The sequence below is a fragment of the Brevundimonas sp. genome (genome assembly GCF_041919755.1).
Classification (GTDB): domain Bacteria; phylum Pseudomonadota; class Alphaproteobacteria; order Caulobacterales; family Caulobacteraceae; genus Brevundimonas.
Genome location: NZ_JAYRTD010000003.1, coordinates 246,392 through 264,433, shown reverse-complemented (window position 1 = coordinate 264,433; position 18,042 = coordinate 246,392). Strand labels below are relative to the sequence as shown.

The 18,042-nt window shown below is 67.4% G+C and carries 19 protein-coding genes; 14 read left to right on the top strand and 5 right to left on the bottom strand.

Annotated elements, in window-relative coordinates:
• Nucleotides 1-392 precede the first annotated feature (392 nt).
• From ACE3TH_RS06280 to ACE3TH_RS06270, 3 genes are read left to right on the top strand one after another with little or no spacing between them, the layout of a single operon-like run.
• Nucleotides 393-890, top strand: a complete 498-nt coding sequence (locus ACE3TH_RS06280) for a DUF2975 domain-containing protein (RefSeq protein ID WP_374598573.1) — start codon at nucleotides 393-395, stop codon at nucleotides 888-890.
• Nucleotides 891-913: 23 nt separating this feature from the next.
• Nucleotides 914-1,174: a helix-turn-helix domain-containing protein gene (locus ACE3TH_RS06275; protein WP_374598405.1), complete on the top strand. Its 261-nt coding sequence runs from the start codon at nucleotides 914-916 to the stop codon at nucleotides 1,172-1,174.
• A 10-nt stretch (nucleotides 1,175-1,184) separates the two neighbouring features.
• A complete protein-coding gene (locus ACE3TH_RS06270; protein WP_374598403.1) occupies nucleotides 1,185-1,730 on the top strand; it encodes a Smr/MutS family protein in 546 nt (181 codons plus the stop codon).
• On the opposite strand, the gene ACE3TH_RS06265 is transcribed toward ACE3TH_RS06270, so the two are convergent.
• Nucleotides 1,717-2,751 carry an adenosine kinase gene (locus ACE3TH_RS06265; protein ID WP_374598401.1) on the bottom strand — a complete coding sequence of 345 codons (1,035 nt, stop codon included), beginning with the start codon at nucleotides 2,749-2,751 and terminating at the stop codon, nucleotides 1,717-1,719. The two genes, ACE3TH_RS06270 and ACE3TH_RS06265, sit on opposite strands and share 14 nt — an antisense overlap.
• Nucleotides 2,752-2,796: 45 nt before the next feature.
• Between ACE3TH_RS06265 and ACE3TH_RS06260 the strand changes: the two genes are divergently transcribed.
• Nucleotides 2,797-3,681, top strand: coding sequence for a RimK family alpha-L-glutamate ligase (locus ACE3TH_RS06260; protein WP_374598399.1), 885 nt, complete (start codon nucleotides 2,797-2,799; stop codon nucleotides 3,679-3,681).
• A gap of 43 nt (nucleotides 3,682-3,724) precedes the next feature.
• On the top strand, nucleotides 3,725-4,783 hold the full coding sequence (locus ACE3TH_RS06255) for a serine hydrolase domain-containing protein (RefSeq protein WP_374598397.1): 1,059 nt from the start codon (nucleotides 3,725-3,727) through the stop codon (nucleotides 4,781-4,783).
• On the opposite strand, the gene nth is transcribed toward ACE3TH_RS06255, so the two are convergent.
• Nucleotides 4,780-5,505 (bottom strand): endonuclease III, encoded by a 726-nt coding sequence (gene nth, locus ACE3TH_RS06250; RefSeq protein WP_374598571.1) that lies wholly within the window; start codon nucleotides 5,503-5,505, stop codon nucleotides 4,780-4,782. The genes ACE3TH_RS06255 and nth overlap by 4 nt on opposite strands.
• A gap of 162 nt (nucleotides 5,506-5,667) precedes the next feature.
• Between nth and ACE3TH_RS06245 the strand changes: the two genes are divergently transcribed.
• From ACE3TH_RS06245 to ACE3TH_RS06225, 5 genes are all read left to right on the top strand, one after another.
• A complete protein-coding gene (locus tag ACE3TH_RS06245; protein ID WP_374598395.1) occupies nucleotides 5,668-6,762 on the top strand; it encodes an HlyD family secretion protein in 1,095 nt (364 codons plus the stop codon).
• 4 nt (nucleotides 6,763-6,766) lie between these two features.
• Nucleotides 6,767-8,359 carry a DHA2 family efflux MFS transporter permease subunit gene (locus tag ACE3TH_RS06240; RefSeq protein WP_374598393.1) on the top strand — a complete coding sequence of 531 codons (1,593 nt, stop codon included), beginning with the start codon at nucleotides 6,767-6,769 and terminating at the stop codon, nucleotides 8,357-8,359.
• Entirely contained in the window at nucleotides 8,359-8,955 is a 597-nt protein-coding gene (locus ACE3TH_RS06235; RefSeq protein WP_374598391.1) for a TetR/AcrR family transcriptional regulator, read from the top strand. Before ACE3TH_RS06240 ends, ACE3TH_RS06235 begins: the two co-directional genes overlap by 1 nt.
• 108 nt (nucleotides 8,956-9,063) lie before the next feature.
• Nucleotides 9,064-9,819 carry a creatininase family protein gene (locus tag ACE3TH_RS06230; protein WP_374598389.1) on the top strand — a complete coding sequence of 252 codons (756 nt, stop codon included), beginning with the start codon at nucleotides 9,064-9,066 and terminating at the stop codon, nucleotides 9,817-9,819.
• 20 nt (nucleotides 9,820-9,839) lie between these two features.
• On the top strand, nucleotides 9,840-10,343 hold the full coding sequence (locus ACE3TH_RS06225) for a phasin (protein ID WP_374598387.1): 504 nt from the start codon (nucleotides 9,840-9,842) through the stop codon (nucleotides 10,341-10,343).
• A 1-nt stretch (nucleotide 10,344) separates the two neighbouring features.
• Here ACE3TH_RS06225 and ACE3TH_RS06220 read toward each other — a convergent pair whose 3' ends face one another.
• Complete coding sequence (locus tag ACE3TH_RS06220) at nucleotides 10,345-11,790, bottom strand: AMP nucleosidase (protein WP_374598569.1); 1,446 nt, start codon at nucleotides 11,788-11,790, stop codon at nucleotides 10,345-10,347.
• Nucleotides 11,791-11,900: 110 nt separating this feature from the next.
• On the bottom strand, nucleotides 11,901-12,752 hold the full coding sequence (locus ACE3TH_RS06215; protein WP_374598385.1) for an alpha/beta hydrolase: 852 nt from the start codon (nucleotides 12,750-12,752) through the stop codon (nucleotides 11,901-11,903).
• A 210-nt stretch (nucleotides 12,753-12,962) separates the two neighbouring features.
• Between ACE3TH_RS06215 and ACE3TH_RS06210 the strand changes: the two genes are divergently transcribed.
• Complete coding sequence (locus ACE3TH_RS06210; RefSeq protein ID WP_374598383.1) at nucleotides 12,963-13,301, top strand: hypothetical protein; 339 nt, start codon at nucleotides 12,963-12,965, stop codon at nucleotides 13,299-13,301.
• Nucleotides 13,302-13,405: 104 nt separating this feature from the next.
• On the opposite strand, the gene ACE3TH_RS06205 is transcribed toward ACE3TH_RS06210, so the two are convergent.
• Nucleotides 13,406-15,520: a prolyl oligopeptidase family serine peptidase gene (locus ACE3TH_RS06205; protein WP_374598381.1), complete on the bottom strand. Its 2,115-nt coding sequence runs from the start codon at nucleotides 15,518-15,520 to the stop codon at nucleotides 13,406-13,408.
• 104 nt (nucleotides 15,521-15,624) lie between these two features.
• Between ACE3TH_RS06205 and ACE3TH_RS06200 the strand changes: the two genes are divergently transcribed.
• Genes ACE3TH_RS06200 through amgK form a run of 3 tightly spaced genes read left to right on the top strand, consistent with a single transcriptional unit; the run spans nucleotide 15,625 to nucleotide 18,036 of the window.
• A complete protein-coding gene (locus ACE3TH_RS06200; RefSeq protein WP_374598379.1) occupies nucleotides 15,625-16,491 on the top strand; it encodes a GNAT family N-acetyltransferase in 867 nt (288 codons plus the stop codon).
• On the top strand, nucleotides 16,488-16,955 hold the full coding sequence (gene tsaE, locus ACE3TH_RS06195) for a tRNA (adenosine(37)-N6)-threonylcarbamoyltransferase complex ATPase subunit type 1 TsaE (RefSeq protein ID WP_374598377.1): 468 nt from the start codon (nucleotides 16,488-16,490) through the stop codon (nucleotides 16,953-16,955). The genes ACE3TH_RS06200 and tsaE overlap by 4 nt, the downstream gene beginning before the upstream one ends.
• Complete coding sequence (gene amgK / locus ACE3TH_RS06190) at nucleotides 16,948-18,036, top strand: N-acetylmuramate/N-acetylglucosamine kinase AmgK (RefSeq protein ID WP_374598375.1); 1,089 nt, start codon at nucleotides 16,948-16,950, stop codon at nucleotides 18,034-18,036. Before tsaE ends, amgK begins: the two co-directional genes overlap by 8 nt.
• Nucleotides 18,037-18,042: the final 6 nt, after the last annotated feature.

Sequence of the window (18,042 nt, the reverse complement as noted above, 5' to 3'; positions counted from 1 at the left end):
AAGATCGATGCAGCGGAAACAAAACGAGGGGTGAAAACATCCCTCACTCAGGATCAACGGAGAACGACAATGAACACCATGAACGCTTCCTACTTCATCGAAAAGATCGGCCACGGCGTGATCAACACCCTGCTGCTCGCCGCCCTGCCGGTCGCCCTGATCGCGACGCTCGTCCAAGGTCTGTAAGAACAAAACGGAGCTTTGACGATCGGCATGACAAGCGCGAGAGTTAAGACCGCGTGTGGGTTCGCCGGACCCCGCGCGGCATCCTCGCCCTCTGCCCCGGCCTGACGACGAATAGGCCCTGACGAATGCGCGTGCCGAAACTGCGATCTGCGGCCAGCCGCACACCGGCGCGATTGCCGGGCCTCTCTTTCGGATCCGTGTCCAGCCTGTTGAGCGTCGCGCTCTGGGCGGCCTTCTGGATTCTGGCTCTGCTGACCCTGGCCACCCTTTTACTTTTCATCGTGATGGCGTTCGTGCCCATGGGGCCGATGGGCCTGACCGCGACCGGCGAAGACGGCGGCACCAGCGTGCCCGTGCCGCGCGCCTATATCCTCTTTGGCATCGGAGCCTTCGCCGGCTATTTCGGCGGTTTCACCCTGATCCTGCGGCACCTGCGCCGTATCGTGAACACGCTGCGCATCGGCGACCCGTTCGAGCCGGCCAACACTGGACGCCTGCGCCAGATCGGCATCATCCTGGCCGTCGTGACCGGCGGAGCCTGGCTGGGCCAGAGCCTGGTCTCGCGACTGGTCCGTGGAGAGCTGGAGCCGCCGAGCCTGTTTGACCTGGTGACCCCGGCCTTTTCGGTGCTGGTCGTCTTCGTCCTGGCCGAGGTGTTCAAGGAAGGGGCGCGCCTGCGCCGCGAATCCGAACTGACGATCTAGACGCTTTGGGTTAGAGCATCCTTATGGCCATCCGCATCCAGCTTGACCGCATCCTGCTTGAACGGCGCATGTCGCTGACCGAGCTGGCCGATCGCGTGGGCGTCACCCTGGCCAATCTGTCGATCCTGAAGACGGGCAAGGCCCGCGCCGTGCGGTTCACCACGCTGGACGCCTTGTGCCGCGAACTGGACTGCCAGCCCGGCGACCTCCTGGCCTACACCCCCGGCCCGCAGGATCAGGGCTCGGACGAGGATGCCGACGGGGCCGCGCCCGGCACGACATGAGCCCGATCCCGTGAGCAGACGCGACGACCTGAGCCCCGACGACCGGCGCATCTGGTCCCGCGTGGCCGGATCGGTGACCCCGTCGCGGCCGAAGAAGGCTCCGCGCATCGTGGTCGGAGCGGTTCAGCCCGATCCGCCCCCCGCGCCGCATCCGACCGGCAAGTTCAAGGCTGCGCCTCGGCCCCTGCCGTCCTTTTCTCCGCCCGTATCTCCTCCCGCCTCCCGCAGCGTGCCGGAGGTGCTGGAACCGCGTCGCCAGCGCCGCCTGTCGCGCGAGCGCGATCCGATCGAGGCGCGGATCGACCTGCACGGCTATGGCCGGTTCCAGGCCCAGGACGTTCTGACCGCCTTTCTGATGGGGGCCCAGGCGCGCGGCTATCGCTCGGTGCTGGTGATCACCGGTCAGGGGCGTCGCGGCAGCACAGGCGTGATCCGGGGTTCGGTCCATGAATGGCTGACCGGCCCGGCCCTGCGTGGCGTCGTGTCCGGCTTCGCCCCGGCGGCGCGGCACCACGGCGGCGACGGAGCGCTGTATGTGACGATCAGGCGGGGGTGAGGCTCAGTCCGGCCTCTTTCGCCAGCGCCTCAAGTGACGTCATGGGTCGCGGTCCCCAGTGAGCGATGACTTCCGCCGCCGCCAGCGACCCCAGCGTGCCTGCGTCCTTCAGCGACAGGCCGCGTGCGAGCCCCAGCAGGACCCCGGCGGCGTACTGATCGCCAGCGCCGGTGGTGTCGATCACCTTGTCGACCGGGAAGGCGGCAACCTCGACTCGGTCGCCGCCCGACAGAAGCACCGAGCCCTCGGCCCCGCGCGTAATGGCGGCGACCTCGGTCATGGCGGCCAGGCGGGCGGCGGCGGCGTCGAAATCTTCCGTCTCGAACAGGGCCATCAGCTCGGCTTCATTGGCTAGCACGATGTCGGCCGAGGCTTCGATGAAGGTCAGCAGTTCGGCACGCCAACGGGCAACCACGAAGGTGTCGGACAGGGTGATGGCGACCTTGCGGCCGGCGGCGTGGGCGGCGGCGGCGGCGGCCTCGAAGGCGGCGCGGGCCGGGGCCGGGTCGAACAGATAGCCCTCCAGATAGACGATGGCCGAGGCCGCGATCTGGTCGGCGTCGATGTCGTCGGCCGACAGCTGGTTGGCGGCCCCCAGGAAGGTGCACATGGTCCGCTGGCCGTCGGGCGTCACATTGATCAGACAGCGACCGGTGCCCAGACCCTGTTCGGCCCCGCCGGTCAGGACCGGGCTGTCGAAGGCCACGCCGGCGGCGCGGATGTCGTGGGTGAAGACGCCGCCCAGGGTGTCGTCCGCCACCTTCCCCACATAGGCTGCGCGTCCACCGAAGGAGCCGACGCCCGCGACGGTATTGCCTGCCGATCCGCCCGAGGCCTCGACCCCCGCCGCCATGGCGTCATAGAGCGCCGCGCTCTGGCCCGCATCGACCAGCTGCATGGAGCCGGGCGTCAGGCCCTGGGCGGTCAGGAAGGCGTCGTCGCACGGGGCCAGCACATCGACGATGGCATTGCCGACGGCGCAGACGTCGAAGAGAATTTCGGGCGAGGTGTTCTGGGTCATCGCGAGGCCTTACCCGGCGCGGGGCTTTCGCGCTAGATCGCCGCCATGACCCAGATCGCCGTCCTGACCCCCGACCCGTCCGATCCGTCCTATGCCGGCCAGTGGCCAGGCGTGCTGGAGCGGTTGCAGGCGGCGCTGGCGACGGAGGGGATCGCGGTCGAACCGATGGCCTGGACGGACCATGTCGAGGACGGGTCGCGGCTGGCGGCGTTTCCGCTCGTCCTGCCGCTGATCGTCTGGGGCTATCACCGCGATCATGCGCGGTGGGTGCAGGCCTGCGCCACCTGGGAGGCGGCCGAGGTGCGGATGCTGAATCCGCCGTCAGTGCTGACCTGGAACTCGGACAAGTCCTATCTGCAGCGGCTGGCCGAGCGCGGCGTGGCCATGCCGCAGACGCAGTGGGTCGAGGGCGTAACCCAGGCCGATGTCGATGCCGCCTTCGACCGGTTCGGCACCGGGACGGTGGTGGTCAAGCCGCGCGTGTCGGGCGGGGCCTGGCAGACGCTGCGTCTGTCGCGCGGGGAGGCCATGCAGGGTGCGCCAGACGGGCCCGCGATGATCCAGCCCTATCTGCCGTCCATCGAAACGGAGGGGGAGACGTCGCTGCTGATCTTCGGCGGCCGGCTCAGTCACGTGGTCAACAAGCGGCCCGTCAACGGCGACTTCCGCATCCAGGTCCAGTACGGCGGCCAGTATGTCGCCCTGCCCGAGCCGCCCCAGGGAGCCTGGGACTTGGCGCAGCGGACGCTGGCCGCCATCGACGAAGACCTGCTGTATGCCCGTATCGACATGGCGCGAGGCCCCGACGGCGGCTGGCTGCTCATGGAGGCGGAGCTGATCGAGCCGGACTTCTATCTGGGCTCCGCGCCCGAGGGCGGACGGCGGTTCGCAGCGGCGGTGAAGGCGAGGCTGGCGTCGACTGCGGCGTGAGGTCGCCTGTCGCGGTCGGGCCGGCGTCCCCATGTCGACTGGCATGAAACGCCGACACCTCCTCGCCGCCGGCTTGAGTCTGCCCGCCCTGTCAGTGCCCTTGGCCGCCTGTGGCCAGTCGCCGGGGCCTGCCCCGGCGTCTGCCCCGCGCACCGAAGGCCTGGATTCCACCCTGACGGCAGCGGCGGTCGAGGCGGCGCGTGATCTGCCCAAGATGCGCGCTCTGATCGTGGCGCGGGACGGCCAGCCCCTGATCGAGGAGGACCTGCGTGGGCCGGGGCTGGACACGGCCGTCAACGTCAAATCGGCGTCCAAATCCGTCCTGGCCGCCGTCGCCGGGGTGGCGATCGGCAAGGGGCTGCTGACCGGGGTGGATCAAAGCGTCGCTGCCTTCCTGTCCGACCGCTTTCCGGCCAATCCCGATCCGCGCCTGAATGCGCTGACCGTGGGCCATCTGCTGTCGATGCGCGCGGGTCTGGCCTCGACGTCCGGAGCGAACTACGGGGCTTGGGTGTCAAGCCGCGACTGGGTTCGTTACGCCCTGGCCCAGCCGTTCGAGAGCGATCCGGGCGGCACGTTGATCTATTCCACCGGCACCTCGCACCTGACCTCGGCGGTACTGACCCGGGCCTCGGGGCGGTCCACCCTGGCCCTGACGCGCGAACTGCTCGGTGAGCCGTTGGGCCTGACCATTCCCGAATGGCCGGCCGATCCGCAGGGCATCTATTTCGGCGGTAACGAGATGCGCCTGTCGCCGCGCGCCCTGCTGGCTTTCGGCGAGCTCTATCGCAACGACGGCGTGCATGAGGGTGTCCGGGTCCTGCCCGAGGGCTGGGTCGAGGCGTCGTGGCAACCGCGCGGAAACTCGCGCTGGACGGGCGACGGCCACGGCTATGGCTGGTGGATGCGCAAGGCACGCGGCCATGACGTCTTCTACGCCTGGGGCTATGGCGGCCAGATGGTCTTCGTCGTGCCGGACCTGCGGCTGACGGTGGTGATGACTTCGGATTCCGCCCCGGTCGAGGCCCGCGATGGCCATGTGCAGGCCCTGCATGCCCTGTTGGCCAACGGCTTCATCCCCGCCGCCGAGCGTGGGGCCTAGGCCGCCTCTCCCGACGCCATCAGGTCGCCGCGCGAGGGGCACAGGTCGGAGATGACGCAGACTGCGCACTTCGGCTTGCGCGCCGTGCAGGTGTAGCGGCCGTGCAGGATCAGCCAGTGGTGCGCCTTGGGCAGCCAGGCGGCGGGCACAACCTGGTGCAGCTGCGCCTCGACCTTGTCCGGCGTGGCGGCATTGGCCAGACCCAGGCGGTGCGAGACGCGGAACACATGGGTGTCCACCGCGATGGCCGGCTCGATGCCCAGTTCGTTCAGCACCACGCTGGCCGTCTTTCGCCCCACGCCGGGCAGGGCCTGAAGCTCGGCGCGGTTCAGGGGCACGACACCGCCATGCTGCTCCAGCACGATCCGGCTGAGCGCGATGACATTCCTCGCCTTGCCGCGATACAGGCCGATGGAGGCGATGTAGGGCACCAGCCCCTCCTCCCCCAGCGCCAGCATCTTTTCGGGGGTGTCGGCGACCTTGAACAGCTTGTCCGTGGCCTTGTTGACCGAAACGTCCGTCGCCTGGGCCGACAGGGCGACAGCGACGACCAGGGTAAACGGGTCGGTGAAATCCAGCTCGGTCTTCGGCTCCGGCATGGTGGCCGCCAGCCGCTGGAAGATCGTTTCGACCCGACCCTCGTCCGGCGGCCAGCCCAGGGCGCGGGGCGCGCGCTTGGGCGTCTTAGGGCGTGGTCGGGGCGGCTTCGGCGCGAGCGGCATGGTTTCGGCTTCGCCGTCTGAAGACACGCCGTCAAGCGCGCTGTTCACGACCGCTCGCTCAGTTCGAAACGCGGTGCGATGCGCCAGCGAAACGACGAGAGTTGATTTTTGGACACTCTTGTCCATTTATGCGCCACGTTCTTCTCCTCTCGAGAGTGTCCCATGGCCCTGTCGCCCGTTCTCAAGAAACGCCTGCCCCTGATCGTCGGCGGGATCGCTGCCGTCGCCATCGCCATCGGCGGTGTGGTCTGGTGGCAGGGTCAGCAGCGCTGGGAGGGCACGGACAATGCGTTTGTGCATGCCGACACCACCAGCGTCAGCCCTCAGATCGACGGCTATGTCGTCGAGGTGCTGGTGGCCGACAACCAGCGCGTGGAGGCTGGGCAGGTTCTTCTGCGGCTCGACGACCGGGATGCGAAGGCCGGCGTGGCCCAGGCCGAGGCCAATCTGGCGGCGGTGACGGCAGCGGTCGCGAACGTCGATGCCCGCGCCATCCAGGAACAGGCCACCATCGCCAGCCGTGCTGCCGGCGTCGCCCAGGCCCGCGCCCAGGCCGATCTGGCCGCCCAGCAGGTCGAACGCTATGACCGCCTGGCTCAGCAGGGCTGGGTCTCTCAGCAGCGGATCGAGACCGAACGCGCCGGAGCCCGCACGGCCCAGGCTTCGGTCGCCGAGGCGCAGGCTGCCCTCGTCGCCGAACAGCGCACGGTCGGCGTTCTGGGCTCGACCCGCGCACAGTCGCTGGCAGCCGTGCAGCAGGCGCGGACCCAGCTGGAACAGGCTCGGCTGACGCTGGAGCGGACCATCATCCGCGCGCCCGTCGCCGGTGTGGTCGGCGCGCGCGGCGTGCGCGTCGGACAATATGTGCGGCCGGGCGGACAGGTGCTGTCCATCGTGCCGCTGGGCGACGCCTACATCGTCGCCAACTTCAAGGAGACCCAGGTTGATCGCCTGCGTCTGGGGCAGACGGTGCAGATCCACGCCGACGCCTTTCCGGGCGAGGACCTGACCGGCCATATCGACAGTTTCGCCCCGGCCACGGGCTCGGAGTTCGCCCTGATCCCCATCGAGAATGCGACCGGCAACTTCACCAAGATCACCCAGCGCGTGCCCGTGCGCATCCGCGTTGACCGCGCCGGCGCGACCCTGCGCCCCGGACTGTCGGTCGCGGTCAAGGTCGATTTGAAGAGCCCGGGCGGGCTGAGTTTTGCCGAGGCGGCCGCCGGGGTGACCCAGACGGCCGAGCTCGGGCGCTAGGGCCGTGACGGCCGCCGCCCCCACACTGACCGACAGCGGCGCGCCCCCGGCGGCACCCGCCGTCAACTGGACCATCCTGCTGCTGGGCTTTGCCGGCATGGTGATCGGCCAGTTCATGGCCATTCTCGACATCCAGATCGTCGCCTCGTCCCTGCCCCAGATCCAGTCCGGCATCGGGGCCTCGGCGGACGAGATCAGCTGGATCCAGACCGCCTATCTGATCCCCGAGGTCGTGATGATCCCGCTGTCGGGCTATCTGTCGCGGCTGTGGGGTACGCAGAAAGTGTTTCTGGTCTCCTGCTCCGGCTTTCTGCTGATGAGCATCGCCACGGGGATGTCGTCCTCGATCGAGGCGATGATCTTCTTTCGCGCGCTTCAGGGGTTCGTCGGCGGGGCCATGATCCCGACCGTCTTCGCCGTGGCCTTCACCGCCTTTCCGCCGAAACAGAGGGTTACGGCCAGTATCGTCATGGGCCTGATCGTCACCCTGGCCCCGACCATCGGGCCGACGCTGGGCGGGCATCTGACGGAATGGCTGAGCTGGCGCTGGCTGTTCTTCATCAACGTCGTCCCCGGCGTGCTGGTGCTGTTTCTGGTCGGGCGCTACGCCAACTTCGACAAGGGCGATCCGTCCCTGTCCAAGGGGTTCGACTGGTGGGGCCTGGCGCTGATGGCGACCTTCCTCATGAGCCTGCAGTTCGTGCTGGAGGAGGGGTCAAAGAACGACTGGTTCGCTGATGAGATGATCCTGCTGCTGACCGTCGTTGCGGTCGTCACCGGCCCGGCCTTCGTCTGGCGGTCGCTGGCCTATCGCAATCCGATCGTGGAGCTGAGGGCCTTTGCCAACCGCAACTTCATGGTGGGGGTGGTGATGACCTTCACCGTCGGGGCGGCCCTTTTCGGCGGGACCTTCCTGTTGCCGCTGTTCCTGTCACGGGTACAGGACTATTCGCCGGCCGAGGTCGGGACGACCATGGTGGTGTCGGGCCTGTCGATGTTCCTGACGGCCCCCTTTGCCGGGCGGCTGGTGCGGTTGCTGGACCTGCGCATCCTGATGTTCGCGGGCTTCATGCTGTGCGCCTGGGGCATGTGGGATGCGCATGTGGTCACGACCGAATGGGGCTTCTGGCAGTTCGCGGGTGTGCAGGCCATGCGCGGCGTCGGGGTCATGCTGGCCATGATCGCGGCACAACAGGTGACGATGTCGACCCTGCCCGATCACATGGTCAAGAACGCTTCGGGCCTGGTGAACCTGTCGCGTAACGTCGGCGGGGCGTTCGGTCTGGCGATGCTGAACACCTCCCTGACGCAGAACACGGCCCTGCACATGAATGAGCTGACCCAGGCCATACCGGTCACCGACGACCGGATGGCGACGATGCTGGCGGGCATGCAGGAGCGGTTCGCCGGCTCCATCGATCCGGCGGGAGCGGCGATGAAGGCGGTCTATGGCATGCTGCAACGACAGGCCACGACCCTGGCCTTCGGCGACGCCTTCGCGCTGCTGGCCATCGCCTGCGCCTTTGCGGGTTTCGTCACCCTGCTGGCCCGTCCGGTGAAGCCCGGCGCTGCGGGTCCGGCGATGGATGCCCACTGATGGCCCGTGTGGCGGGACAGGTCGACGAGGCGAAGACCGAGGCCATTCTGGATGCGGCCCTGGCCCTGTTTGCCGAAAAGGGTGCGCTGACCTCGATGGAAGCCATCGCGCGTCGGGCGGGTGTCTCGCGCCAGACCCTGTACAACCGCTTTGCCTCCAAGGTGGAGATCGGCCAGGCCCTGGCGGCGCGGCGCGCGGCGGCCCTGACCGAGCCACTGCGCACCGGCGGCGAGCCAGCGGCGGTGCTGGCCGGCTATGCCGAGGGGCTGCTGCACAAGATGCGCGGCGACACGGGGCCGGATGCGCTGCGCGGCGTGGCGCTGATGTCGCCGACGGCTCCCGAACTGGCCCAGGCCGTCTATCGCGCCGGTCCGGCGGAGGGCCTGCGACGGCTGTCGGCCTGGCTGGCGGAAGAGGATCGTCTGGGGAGGCTGTCGATCCCCGATCCGGACGCCGCGGCGGAAATGTACGTCGGGATGATCATGGGCCATGGCCATCTGCGCACGATCCTGAATATCCCTCATCCGCCGTTCGATCTGGAGGCGCGGGCCCGGGAGACGGCCGAGCGATTCATGCGCGCGTTCGCGCCGGGCTGAAACTTTTCACGTTGGCCTATCGCGCCTAGCGCTGCTTGAGGCCGGGCCGTTGGCCCTGATCGCCAATCGGCCTAAACCACGGTCATCATAGTTCACGGAGCGTCGCCCATGCTGATCCATCTGTCGTCCTGGCCTGAGATCGACGCGCGGCTGAAGCAGACAAAGACCGTCGTGGTGCCGATCGGCTCCAACGAGCAGCACGGGCCGACTGGTCTCTTGGGTACCGACTGGCTGTGCCCCGAGATTATCGCCCATGCGGCGGAAAAGACTGATGAGAGCCTGGTCGTCGCGCCGACCTTCAACATCGGCATGGCCCAGCATCATCTGGCCTTTGCGGGGACGATATCGCTGCGCCCCTCGACCTTCATGGCCGCGATCACCGACTGGGTGTCGTCGCTGAGCCGTCACGGCTTCGAGCGGATCTATTTCCTGAACGGCCACGGCGGCAATGTCGCCACCATCGAGGCGACCTTCGCGGAAATCTATGCGGAGTGGAGCTTTGTCGAGGAACAGCCGCCGTTCGTGTTGAAGCTCAAGAACTGGTGGGACCTGCCGGGCGTCAACAGCCTGTGCAACCGCATCTTCCCGACCGGCCACGGCATGCATGCGACGCCGTCCGAGATCGCGGTGACCCAGGCGGCCTATCCCGACCGGATCAAGACGGCTGCCTACAGCCCGCAGATCGCACCGTCCGGCCCAATCCGCGATGCGCTCGACTACCGCGCCCGCTTCCCCGACGGACGCATCGGCTCCGACCCGGCCCAGGCCAGTCCGGAAAAGGGCCAGACCATCATCGACGCCGCCGTGCCGGCCCTGCTCAAAGATGTGGCCGACTTCTCGAACGAAATCTTGCCGCAGGGCTGAATGAGGCGCAGGGCTGGCTCATGACTCCCACCGATCGCGCCTTGAAGACGGGCCGCAAGCTCAACCGGAACGCGGCCAGGGCCGGCGACACGGCCTGGTCCGGCGGCGAGATGCTGACGGCCGCCGGGGACGTCATTGCCGCCCGGATGAAGATCATGGCCGAGGGCATGACCGACCCGGCCAAGGTCGATCTGAAGGAACTGTCGCTGATGACCAGCGAAAAGGTCGAGGCCCTGTCGGAATCGGCGGCGGTTCTGGGCCAGACCTTCGGCGACATCGGCCAGAGGCTGAATGCGAATGCCGTGACCGAGGCCGGTCTCGCCAGCCGCGCCGCCTCGGCCATCGCCGGGGCCTCGACCCCGGCGGCGGCGATGCAGGCGCACTACAGCTATGCCCTGGGCTGGTGGAGCCGCGCGGCGGGCCAGATGCTGACCCTCAACACCGAACTGCTGAAGGGTCAGGCCGAGGCGCTGAAGCCCATCCACCGTACGGCCGAGGCCAACGCCAAGCGCCTGAAGCCCTGATCTAGCGGAACGGCGGCTCGTCAAAGGCGCGCAGCTTGCGGGAGTGAAGGCGGTTGCCCTCGGCCCGCAGCAGGTCGATGGCGTGGATACCGATCTGAAGGTGTTCCGAGATGGAGCCCTCGTAGAAGCGGTTGGCCTGACCCGGCAGCTTGATCTCGCCATGCAGGGGTTTGTCCGAGACACACAGCAGGGTGCCGTAAGGGACGCGGAAGCGATAGCCCTGGGCGGCGATGGTGGCGCTCTCCATGTCGATGGCGACGGCGCGGCTCTGATTAAAGCGCAGCGCCGACTTGGAATAGCGCAGCTCCCAGTTCCGGTCGTCGGTGGTCACGACCGTGCCGGTGCGCAGGCGGCGCTTGACCTCTTCGCCCGGCGCGCCAGACACCTGCTTGGCGGCGTCGTAGAGGGCCCGCTGAACCTCGGCGATCGAAGGGATCGGAATGTCCGGCGGCAGGACCGCGTCCAGCACATGGTCATCGCGCAAGTAGGCGTGGGCCAGGACATAATCGCCGATCGTCTGGCTGGGACGCAGCCCACCGCAGTGGCCGATCATCATCCAGGCGTGCGGGCGGGTGACGGCCAGGTGGTCGCAGATCGTCTTGGCATTGGACGGCCCGACCCCGATGTTGACCAGGGTGATGCCCGCATGGCCCGGCGCGGTCAGGTGATAGGCCGGCATCTGGTGTTTCTTCCAGGCCGCATCCATGGCCGCCGCCTCCAGATCCGGCGTGTCGCGCGTCAGCACCACGCCGCCTGCACACGACAGGGTTTCATAGGCGCTGTCGGGGTCGCTCAGCTGAGCACAGGCCCAGCGCACGAACTCGTCGACATAGCGGTTATAGTTGGTGAACAGGACATAGGACTGGACGTCCTCGACCGGCGTGCCGGTGTAGTGGCGCAGGCGTGCCAGCGAAAAGTCCGTCCGCAGGCCGTCGAACTGGGCCAGGGGAAAGTCGTTGTCGAGGTTGAACAGGCCGTCGGAAATCTCGTCGCCGATATGGGCCAGGTCGGTGGTCGGGAAATAGCGGGCGACAGCAGCGGTCTGGGTCCGGTCCAGAACGACGTCTGAGCCGTCCATCACATAAGGAAACGGGATTTCCTGCTCTGACGGTCGCACCTCGAACGTCGCGCCATAGTCCTGTTCCAGCAGGGTCAGCTGTTCCAGCAGATAGGACCGGTACAGGTCGGGCCGGGTGACGGTGGTGGCATAGACGCCGGGTCGCGACAGGCGGGCATAGGCGCGGCTGGCCAGATTGTCGGGCCGGTCACCGAACCAGCTGACCCGCAGCTCGGGATAGGCGAACAGGCCTCTGGCCCGGGCCTCGCCATCGGCGCGCTCGCCGGTTTTCAGGAAGGTGCCCACGGCGGTGCGCAAGTTTGCGACGGATTGGGCGTAGAGGGTTTCGAGGCGATCCAGGGCCGCCAGTGCCTGCGTCGAGGCTGTCATCGTGTTTGTCATGATCTCCCCTAGCGGAAGAAGATGACCTTGGCGAGACAGCCACGCTTTGTTGAGGCGCTGGCGCTCGCCATGCGGTCGCTCGCGGCTTGAGCGCGCAGTCAGCCCAACTCGCGGTGCAGAAATGTCGTCACGTCATCCAGCACAGGGGCCTTCTTGCGAAACAGGGGCGAGAAGGTCGCGATCAGGTCGGCGTGGTTCAGGCCGGGATAAAGCTTCGCTTCGCAGCGTCCGCCGACGGCGATCATCCGGTCGCGCAGGATGATGGTGTCCTCGTCATGGACCACGACATCGTCGGTGCCGTGCCCCAGCCACAGCGGCGGGGCATCGGCGCGGGCAAAGGTCACCGGCTGGGTCAGGGTCGGGTCCGGCGCGCGGCCAAAGGCATTGCGCGAGGCAGCCACATCGAACGGCAGGAAGTCATAGGGCCCCGCCAGGCCCGCGGCGGCCTTGATCAGGTCCGGCTGGTCCACGGCCGCCATATAGCGGCGGTCCAGAGTGATCATCATGGCCAGATGGGCACCGGCGGAATGGCCCAGGACGCCCAGGCGGGCCGGATCGCCGCCATAGGTCGTCGCCAGTTCGCCTGCCCGCGCCGTAGCCGCCGCCGCATCCTGGATGAAGGCCGGGAAATGCACTTGCGGCACAAGACGATAGTCGGGCACGAAGACGACGAAGCCGCGCGCGGCAAGAGCCTGGGCGGCCCAGCCATAAACGGTACGATCGCCCGAATCCCACCCGCCGCCGTAGAAGAAGACCAGTACGGGCAGATTTGTCGCCTGGGCAGGCGCATAGACGTCCATCTTCTGACGGGGGTCGTCGCCATAGGGCAGGTCGCGTGCCACACGCCCGGTCCCGCGATCGCGTGGTCCCACGGCATTCAGCAGTGACAGTGGCGAACAGGCGGCGGCGGCAAGGCCCAGCAGGGGGGCGAACAGGCCTCTTCGGGTCATGGGCATCCTTCAGGCGGGGTTGCACGTCAGATACGCACGAAGCGGCGGTTCGGCTCAATCGCGAGCGAAATTAATGGTCTGCCGCTCTCGCCGCGCCCCGATCGTCATTTTTCATTCCTCGAACTGTCGTCAAACCTTTACAAATCCAGGAAAGCGCGCATTCTTCTGTCCGAACCCGGAGCGAATTCGGGAGGATTTGGAGGATTTCCGATGCGCCTGTCCGCTGTTTCGGCCGCAAGCCTGCTGGTTCTGGTCAGCGCCGCCCCCGCTCTGGCCCAGAATTTCTCGACGCAAAATCAGGCTCAGCTTCCGCCCGCGCCTCGCGCGTCGCAGCAGGTGGCTCAGCCCCGCGCCGTGATGGTCTGCGACGCCGACGCCGCCACCCGCGTGGCATTCACACGCGAATATGGCGCTGCCCCGGTGTTCATCACGGCGCGTCAGGCCATCGACGTCCGCCGCACGGGCGAAACCTGGTCCACGCCGCGCTGCATGACGGCCCGCGAGCATGACCGTTACGTCAACCTGACCCGGTCTGTCGCCGCCCGCTGATCTCGCGCTTAAGCAACGAGGACCCGCGGGCCGAGTGATAGCGCCCCCAACAAGAAAGCCCCGCAGTCTGCGCGACTGCGGGGCTTTCAGCTGTCAGGCCCGGATCACTCCGCCGTCTTCAGATACTTGTCCAGCCAGCCGAAGACCTCGTTGTGCCACTGCAGGCTGTTGGCCGGGCGCAGCACCCAGTGGTTCTCGTCCGGGAAGACCACCAGCCGGCTGTCGATGCCTTTGCGCTGAAGGGCGGTGAAGGTCGACAGGCCCTGGGCGGTCGGAATGCGGAAGTCCAGATCGCCCTGGATGACCAGCATCGGATCGCGCCAATTGCGGACGTGGTTAGCGGGGTTGAACTGCTGATAGCCGCGCGGATTCTCCCACGGCGTGCCGCCGTATTCCCATTCGGTGAACCACAGCTCCTCGGTCGAATAGCCCATGCCGAAGGTGTCGAAGACCCCGTCATGGTTGACCAGGCAGTCGAACGCGCCCGACCAGTTGCCCGCGATCCAGTTGATCATATAGCCGCCATATGAGGCGCCGAGCGCGCAGGCGTTCTCGCCGTCGATAAAGTCGTACTTCTCCTGCGCGGCGGCCCAGCCCTTCTGGAGGTCTTCCAGCGGCCGGTCGCCCCAGTGCTGGCTGATCGAATCGGTGAAGGCCTGGCCGTAGCCGGTCGATCCATGGAAATCGATCATCACCACCGCATAGCCGGCACCCGCATAGGTCATGGGGTTCCAGCGATAGGACCAGCTGTTGCCGAACGACCCCTGCGGCCCGCCGTGGATCAGGAAGGCGACCGGATATTTCTGGCCTTCCACCGCATTGGCGGGCTTGATGACATAGCCGTGGACCTCCTCGCCGTTCCAGCCGGCGAAGGTGAACTGCTCGGCCTCACCGAAGGCGCGGTCGTCCAGTTGCGGGTTCACATTGGTGATCCGGGTCGGCATCTCGCGGCCCCGGAAGGTCTTGACGAACAGTTCACTGGGTCGGGTCAGGCTGTCCTGGGCAAAGACGAAGCCGGACGGCGTCTGCTGAAAGGCCGAGACATGGCCCTCGCCCGTGATGGGCACGACAGAGCCGCTCGTCACGTCGATGGCGAACAGGCGGGTCTGACCGATGTCACCAGCCGTGGTGTACAGGGTCTGGCCGTCCCTGGACCATTGCAGGCCGTCGGCCGAGCGGTCCCAGTTGGCCGCGATCTGGCGTACCTGACCCGAGGCCACGTCGCGCAGGAAGATGGCGTATTTGTCGGCCTCGAAGCCGGGCCGGGCCATGGCGCGATAGGCCATGGTGCGACCGTCGGGCGAAAAGACGGGGCCGGTGTCCCAGGCCTCATTGTCGACGGTCAGGTTGTTCAGTTGTCCCGGTGCCGAGACAGCGACTTGATAGAGGTCGAAGTTGGTGCTCCACGGCTCGGACTGTCCGGCCTGACGAGCAGAAAAGACGATGGACTGGCCGTCGGGGGTGAAGGTGAACTCGCTCTCGTCGCCGAAGGGTTTGGAAGGGGTGTCGCCGTCAAAGCCGCGCGTAACCCAGACCGGCTCGCCCGTCGCCGCTCCGGTGGTGCCAATGTCCTGGACGAACAGATGGTTCTGGGTGTGGTCGTTCCAGGTGTCCCAATGGCGCACGAACATGCGGTCATAGACCTTGCCCGTATTCTTCTGCGCTGCCACGGCCTGACCCCGTTCGACCGAGGCCGCGAGGCTTTCGGCCTCGGGATAGACGGCCAGGGATACAACCACGCGCCCGGCGTCGGGGCTGAGGCGATAGGCATTGACGTCGGTGGGCAGGTTGGTGACCTGCACCGGTCCGCTGCCGTCGGCCTCGGCCCGCCAGACCTGGCTGGAGCCCGACCGGCCCGACAGGAAGTACAGCTTTCCGTCCGCGCCCCAGCGCGCCGTATTGGCCCCGCCCTCGTTGATGGCCAGACGCACAGGCTCGCCCGGATTGGTCAGGTCCAGAGCATACAGGGCACCGGCCCGGCTGTTGGCCGCGACATCGGTGGTCGTGACCGAATAGACGACCCAGCGCCCGTCCGGCGACACCTGCGGATCGCCCAGGCGATTGGCCGGGATCATGTCCTGATAGGTGAAGGGCATCTGGCCCTGGGCGGATGTCGCCTCGGCAGGCGAGGCTGAGGTCGGGGCCTCGGCCAGGGCCGGGACGGCGGCGACGAGCGCGAGGGCGCAGCAGGCGCCGGCAAGCAGGGAGCGGTGACGCATCGGACGGTTCTCCTCAATCAGGCGACTGGCCTAGCACCGTCATCCACACAGTCAAAGCCGGGCCGCTTGCGGAGGCCCCTGCAAACGGCGACAACCGAACCTGCATGACCCTGACCGCTCCGGCCCCCGTAAAGACAAAGCCTGAACCGCACATCTGCGAGGTGCTGATCGCCGAGCGGGCCCCGCGCCTGACCCGGTCGGTGGTCTGGCCGGCGGTGCAGCCGCTGCTCTATCGCCTGCTGGGGTTTCGACATGCCGTGCGCATGGCCGATGCCATCCTGCCGCTGTCGGGACAGGAGGCGCTGAGATACGTCAGCAATCTGCTGGATCTGCGCGTCTCGACGATGAACCTGGAGCGGATACCGGCGACGGGGCGCTGTCTGATCGTGGCCAACCATCCGACGGGGATCGCCGACGGAATCGCGGTCTTCGATGCGGTTCGAAAGCGCCGGGACGACGCCATCTTCTTTGCCAATGCCGATGCCATCCGCGTCGCGCCGCGTCTGGGAGAGGCTATCATTCCGGTCGAATGGGTCCATGAAAAGCGCACGCGCGAAAAGACCCGCGCCACGCTCCAGGCCGCGAAGGAAGCGTTCGAGGCCGAACGCTGCATCGTCATGTTTCCCGCCGGGCGGCTGGCGCGCGTGGGCAAGGACGGCAGCCTGACCGATCCCGAATGGGCCCAGACGGCGGCGTCGCTGGCCCGTAAATACGATGCGCCCGTCATTCCCATCCATGTGGCCGGGCCGACGTCGAAGTTGTTCCATCTGTTCGACCGGTTCTCGCAGGAACTGCGGGACATCACCCTGTTTCACGAGTTGCTGAACAAGAAGCGCGGGGCCTTCCAGCTGAAGGTTGGCAAGCCGATCCCGGCCCAACGGCTGGACATCGATGCGGGCAAGGCGACCTATGCGCTAAAGGCCTTCACCGAACGGGTCCTGCCTGGCCAGCCGGACGCGAATTTCGCATGAGCCGGCTGACGATCCCCCTGGCCGATGCCGAGGCCACGACACGGCTGGGGGCTGCGCTTGCCCCACACCTGGGACAGGGCGAAGCCCTTCTACTTCACGGCTCGCTGGGTATGGGCAAATCGACCCTGGCGCGTGGTCTGATCCGCGCCCTCACCACGCCCGAAGAAGATGTGCCCTCCCCAACATTCACTCTGGTTCAGTTCTACGACAGTGATCCGCCCGTCGCACATTTCGACCTCTACCGCCTGACCCGGCCGGAAGAGGCCGTCGAGATCGGGCTGGACGAGGCACTGGACACCGGCTTTGCCGTCATCGAATGGCCCGAGCGTCTGGGCGAGGATCCCGCTGCCTGGCTGGGGCCGAACCGGCTGGTCGTCAGACTATCCGAAGACGGCGAGGGACGTGTTGCGACCGTTTCTGGCGTAGGGGCGTGGGAGACGAAGCTGAAGGATCTGCATGTCTGACCGCGAGCAACAACGCGTCGAGTTTCTGAAGGCCGCCGGCCTCGGCGAGGCCGCGCGTACACCCCTGCCTGGCGATGCCTCCACGCGACGCTATGAGCGCCTGACCCTGCCATCGGGGACGACCTTGATGCTGATGGATCAGGCGGCCTCCGCCGAAAGCCCGCCTGCCGACCCCGCCTGGACGCCCGAGCAGCGTCGCGCCTCCGGCTGGAACGCCACGGCCCGCCTGTCCGCAGGCCGCATCGAGGCCTTCGCGGCCGTGGCCGCGCATCTGCGCTCCTTGGGTCTGTCCGCGCCCGAAATCATCGCGGTCAATGCCCCGGCCGGTCTGGCCGTTCTTGAAGATTTCGGGGACGATCTTTTTGCGCGGGTCATCGACGCGGGCGAGCCGGAAGAGCCGCTTTATCTGGCGGCGGTCGAGGCGCTGGCGACACTGCATGACGCCCCGACCCCGGATGTCCTGAAGGGCGCGGCGGGCGCTTGGCCTTTGCAGAGCTATGATGCGACCGCGCTGCGGGGCGGGGCCGATCTGTTCGTTGAGTGGATGCCGCAGCTGGATCGGGGTCTGGTGCTTGACGCCGCCGCCGTCGACCACTGGCGTGCCGCCTGGGCACCGGTGATTGCGCAGGGCGACGCGGGAGCCAGCGTCATGGCGCACCGGGATTACCATGCGGAGAATCTGATCCGGCTGAAGGGCCAGGCAGGACCCGCGATGGTCGGCATGATCGACTTTCAGGACGCGGTGAAGGCCCATCCGTCCTGGGACCTGCATTCCCTGCTGCAGGATGCGCGGCGGGATGTGTCGCCTGCGCTGGAGGCCCGGGCCCTGGACCATTATTTCGCTCTGCGTCCCCAGGTCGAGCGCGAGGCCTTCATGCAGGACTATGCCGGTCTCGCGACACTGAACGAGGCCCGCATCCTGGGCATTTTCGCGCGCCTGATCGTGCGTGACGGCAAGCCGCGGTATCGCGCATTCATGCCGCGCATGTGGCGGCATCTGAATGCCAATCTGGGCAAGGCAGGGCTGGAGCCTGTCCGCGACTGGTTCGCCCGTCATGTGCCGGAGAACAGCCGCCGATGAGCACTG

What these genes read in the sequence shown, in the direction of transcription:
- ACE3TH_RS06275 (WP_374598405.1), top strand. Translation starts at nt 914, where the DNA reads ATGGCCATCCGCATCCAGCTTGACCGCATCCTGCTTGAACGGCGCATG.
- ACE3TH_RS06265 (WP_374598401.1), bottom strand. Translation starts at nt 2,751, where the DNA reads ATGACCCAGAACACCTCGCCCGAAATTCTCTTCGACGTCTGCGCCGTC.
- ACE3TH_RS06260 (WP_374598399.1), top strand. Translation starts at nt 2,797, where the DNA reads ATGACCCAGATCGCCGTCCTGACCCCCGACCCGTCCGATCCGTCCTAT.
- ACE3TH_RS06255 (WP_374598397.1), top strand. Translation starts at nt 3,725, where the DNA reads ATGAAACGCCGACACCTCCTCGCCGCCGGCTTGAGTCTGCCCGCCCTG.
- nth (WP_374598571.1), bottom strand. Translation starts at nt 5,505, where the DNA reads ATGCCGCTCGCGCCGAAGCCGCCCCGACCACGCCCTAAGACGCCCAAG.
- ACE3TH_RS06245 (WP_374598395.1), top strand. Translation starts at nt 5,668, where the DNA reads ATGGCCCTGTCGCCCGTTCTCAAGAAACGCCTGCCCCTGATCGTCGGC.
- ACE3TH_RS06235 (WP_374598391.1), top strand. Translation starts at nt 8,359, where the DNA reads ATGGCCCGTGTGGCGGGACAGGTCGACGAGGCGAAGACCGAGGCCATT.
- ACE3TH_RS06230 (WP_374598389.1), top strand. Translation starts at nt 9,064, where the DNA reads ATGCTGATCCATCTGTCGTCCTGGCCTGAGATCGACGCGCGGCTGAAG.
- ACE3TH_RS06225 (WP_374598387.1), top strand. Translation starts at nt 9,840, where the DNA reads ATGACTCCCACCGATCGCGCCTTGAAGACGGGCCGCAAGCTCAACCGG.
- ACE3TH_RS06220 (WP_374598569.1), bottom strand. Translation starts at nt 11,790, where the DNA reads ATGACAGCCTCGACGCAGGCACTGGCGGCCCTGGATCGCCTCGAAACC.
- ACE3TH_RS06215 (WP_374598385.1), bottom strand. Translation starts at nt 12,752, where the DNA reads ATGACCCGAAGAGGCCTGTTCGCCCCCCTGCTGGGCCTTGCCGCCGCC.
- ACE3TH_RS06210 (WP_374598383.1), top strand. Translation starts at nt 12,963, where the DNA reads ATGCGCCTGTCCGCTGTTTCGGCCGCAAGCCTGCTGGTTCTGGTCAGC.
- ACE3TH_RS06205 (WP_374598381.1), bottom strand. Translation starts at nt 15,520, where the DNA reads ATGCGTCACCGCTCCCTGCTTGCCGGCGCCTGCTGCGCCCTCGCGCTC.
- ACE3TH_RS06200 (WP_374598379.1), top strand. Translation starts at nt 15,625, where the DNA reads ATGACCCTGACCGCTCCGGCCCCCGTAAAGACAAAGCCTGAACCGCAC.
- tsaE (WP_374598377.1), top strand. Translation starts at nt 16,488, where the DNA reads ATGAGCCGGCTGACGATCCCCCTGGCCGATGCCGAGGCCACGACACGG.
- amgK (WP_374598375.1), top strand. Translation starts at nt 16,948, where the DNA reads ATGTCTGACCGCGAGCAACAACGCGTCGAGTTTCTGAAGGCCGCCGGC.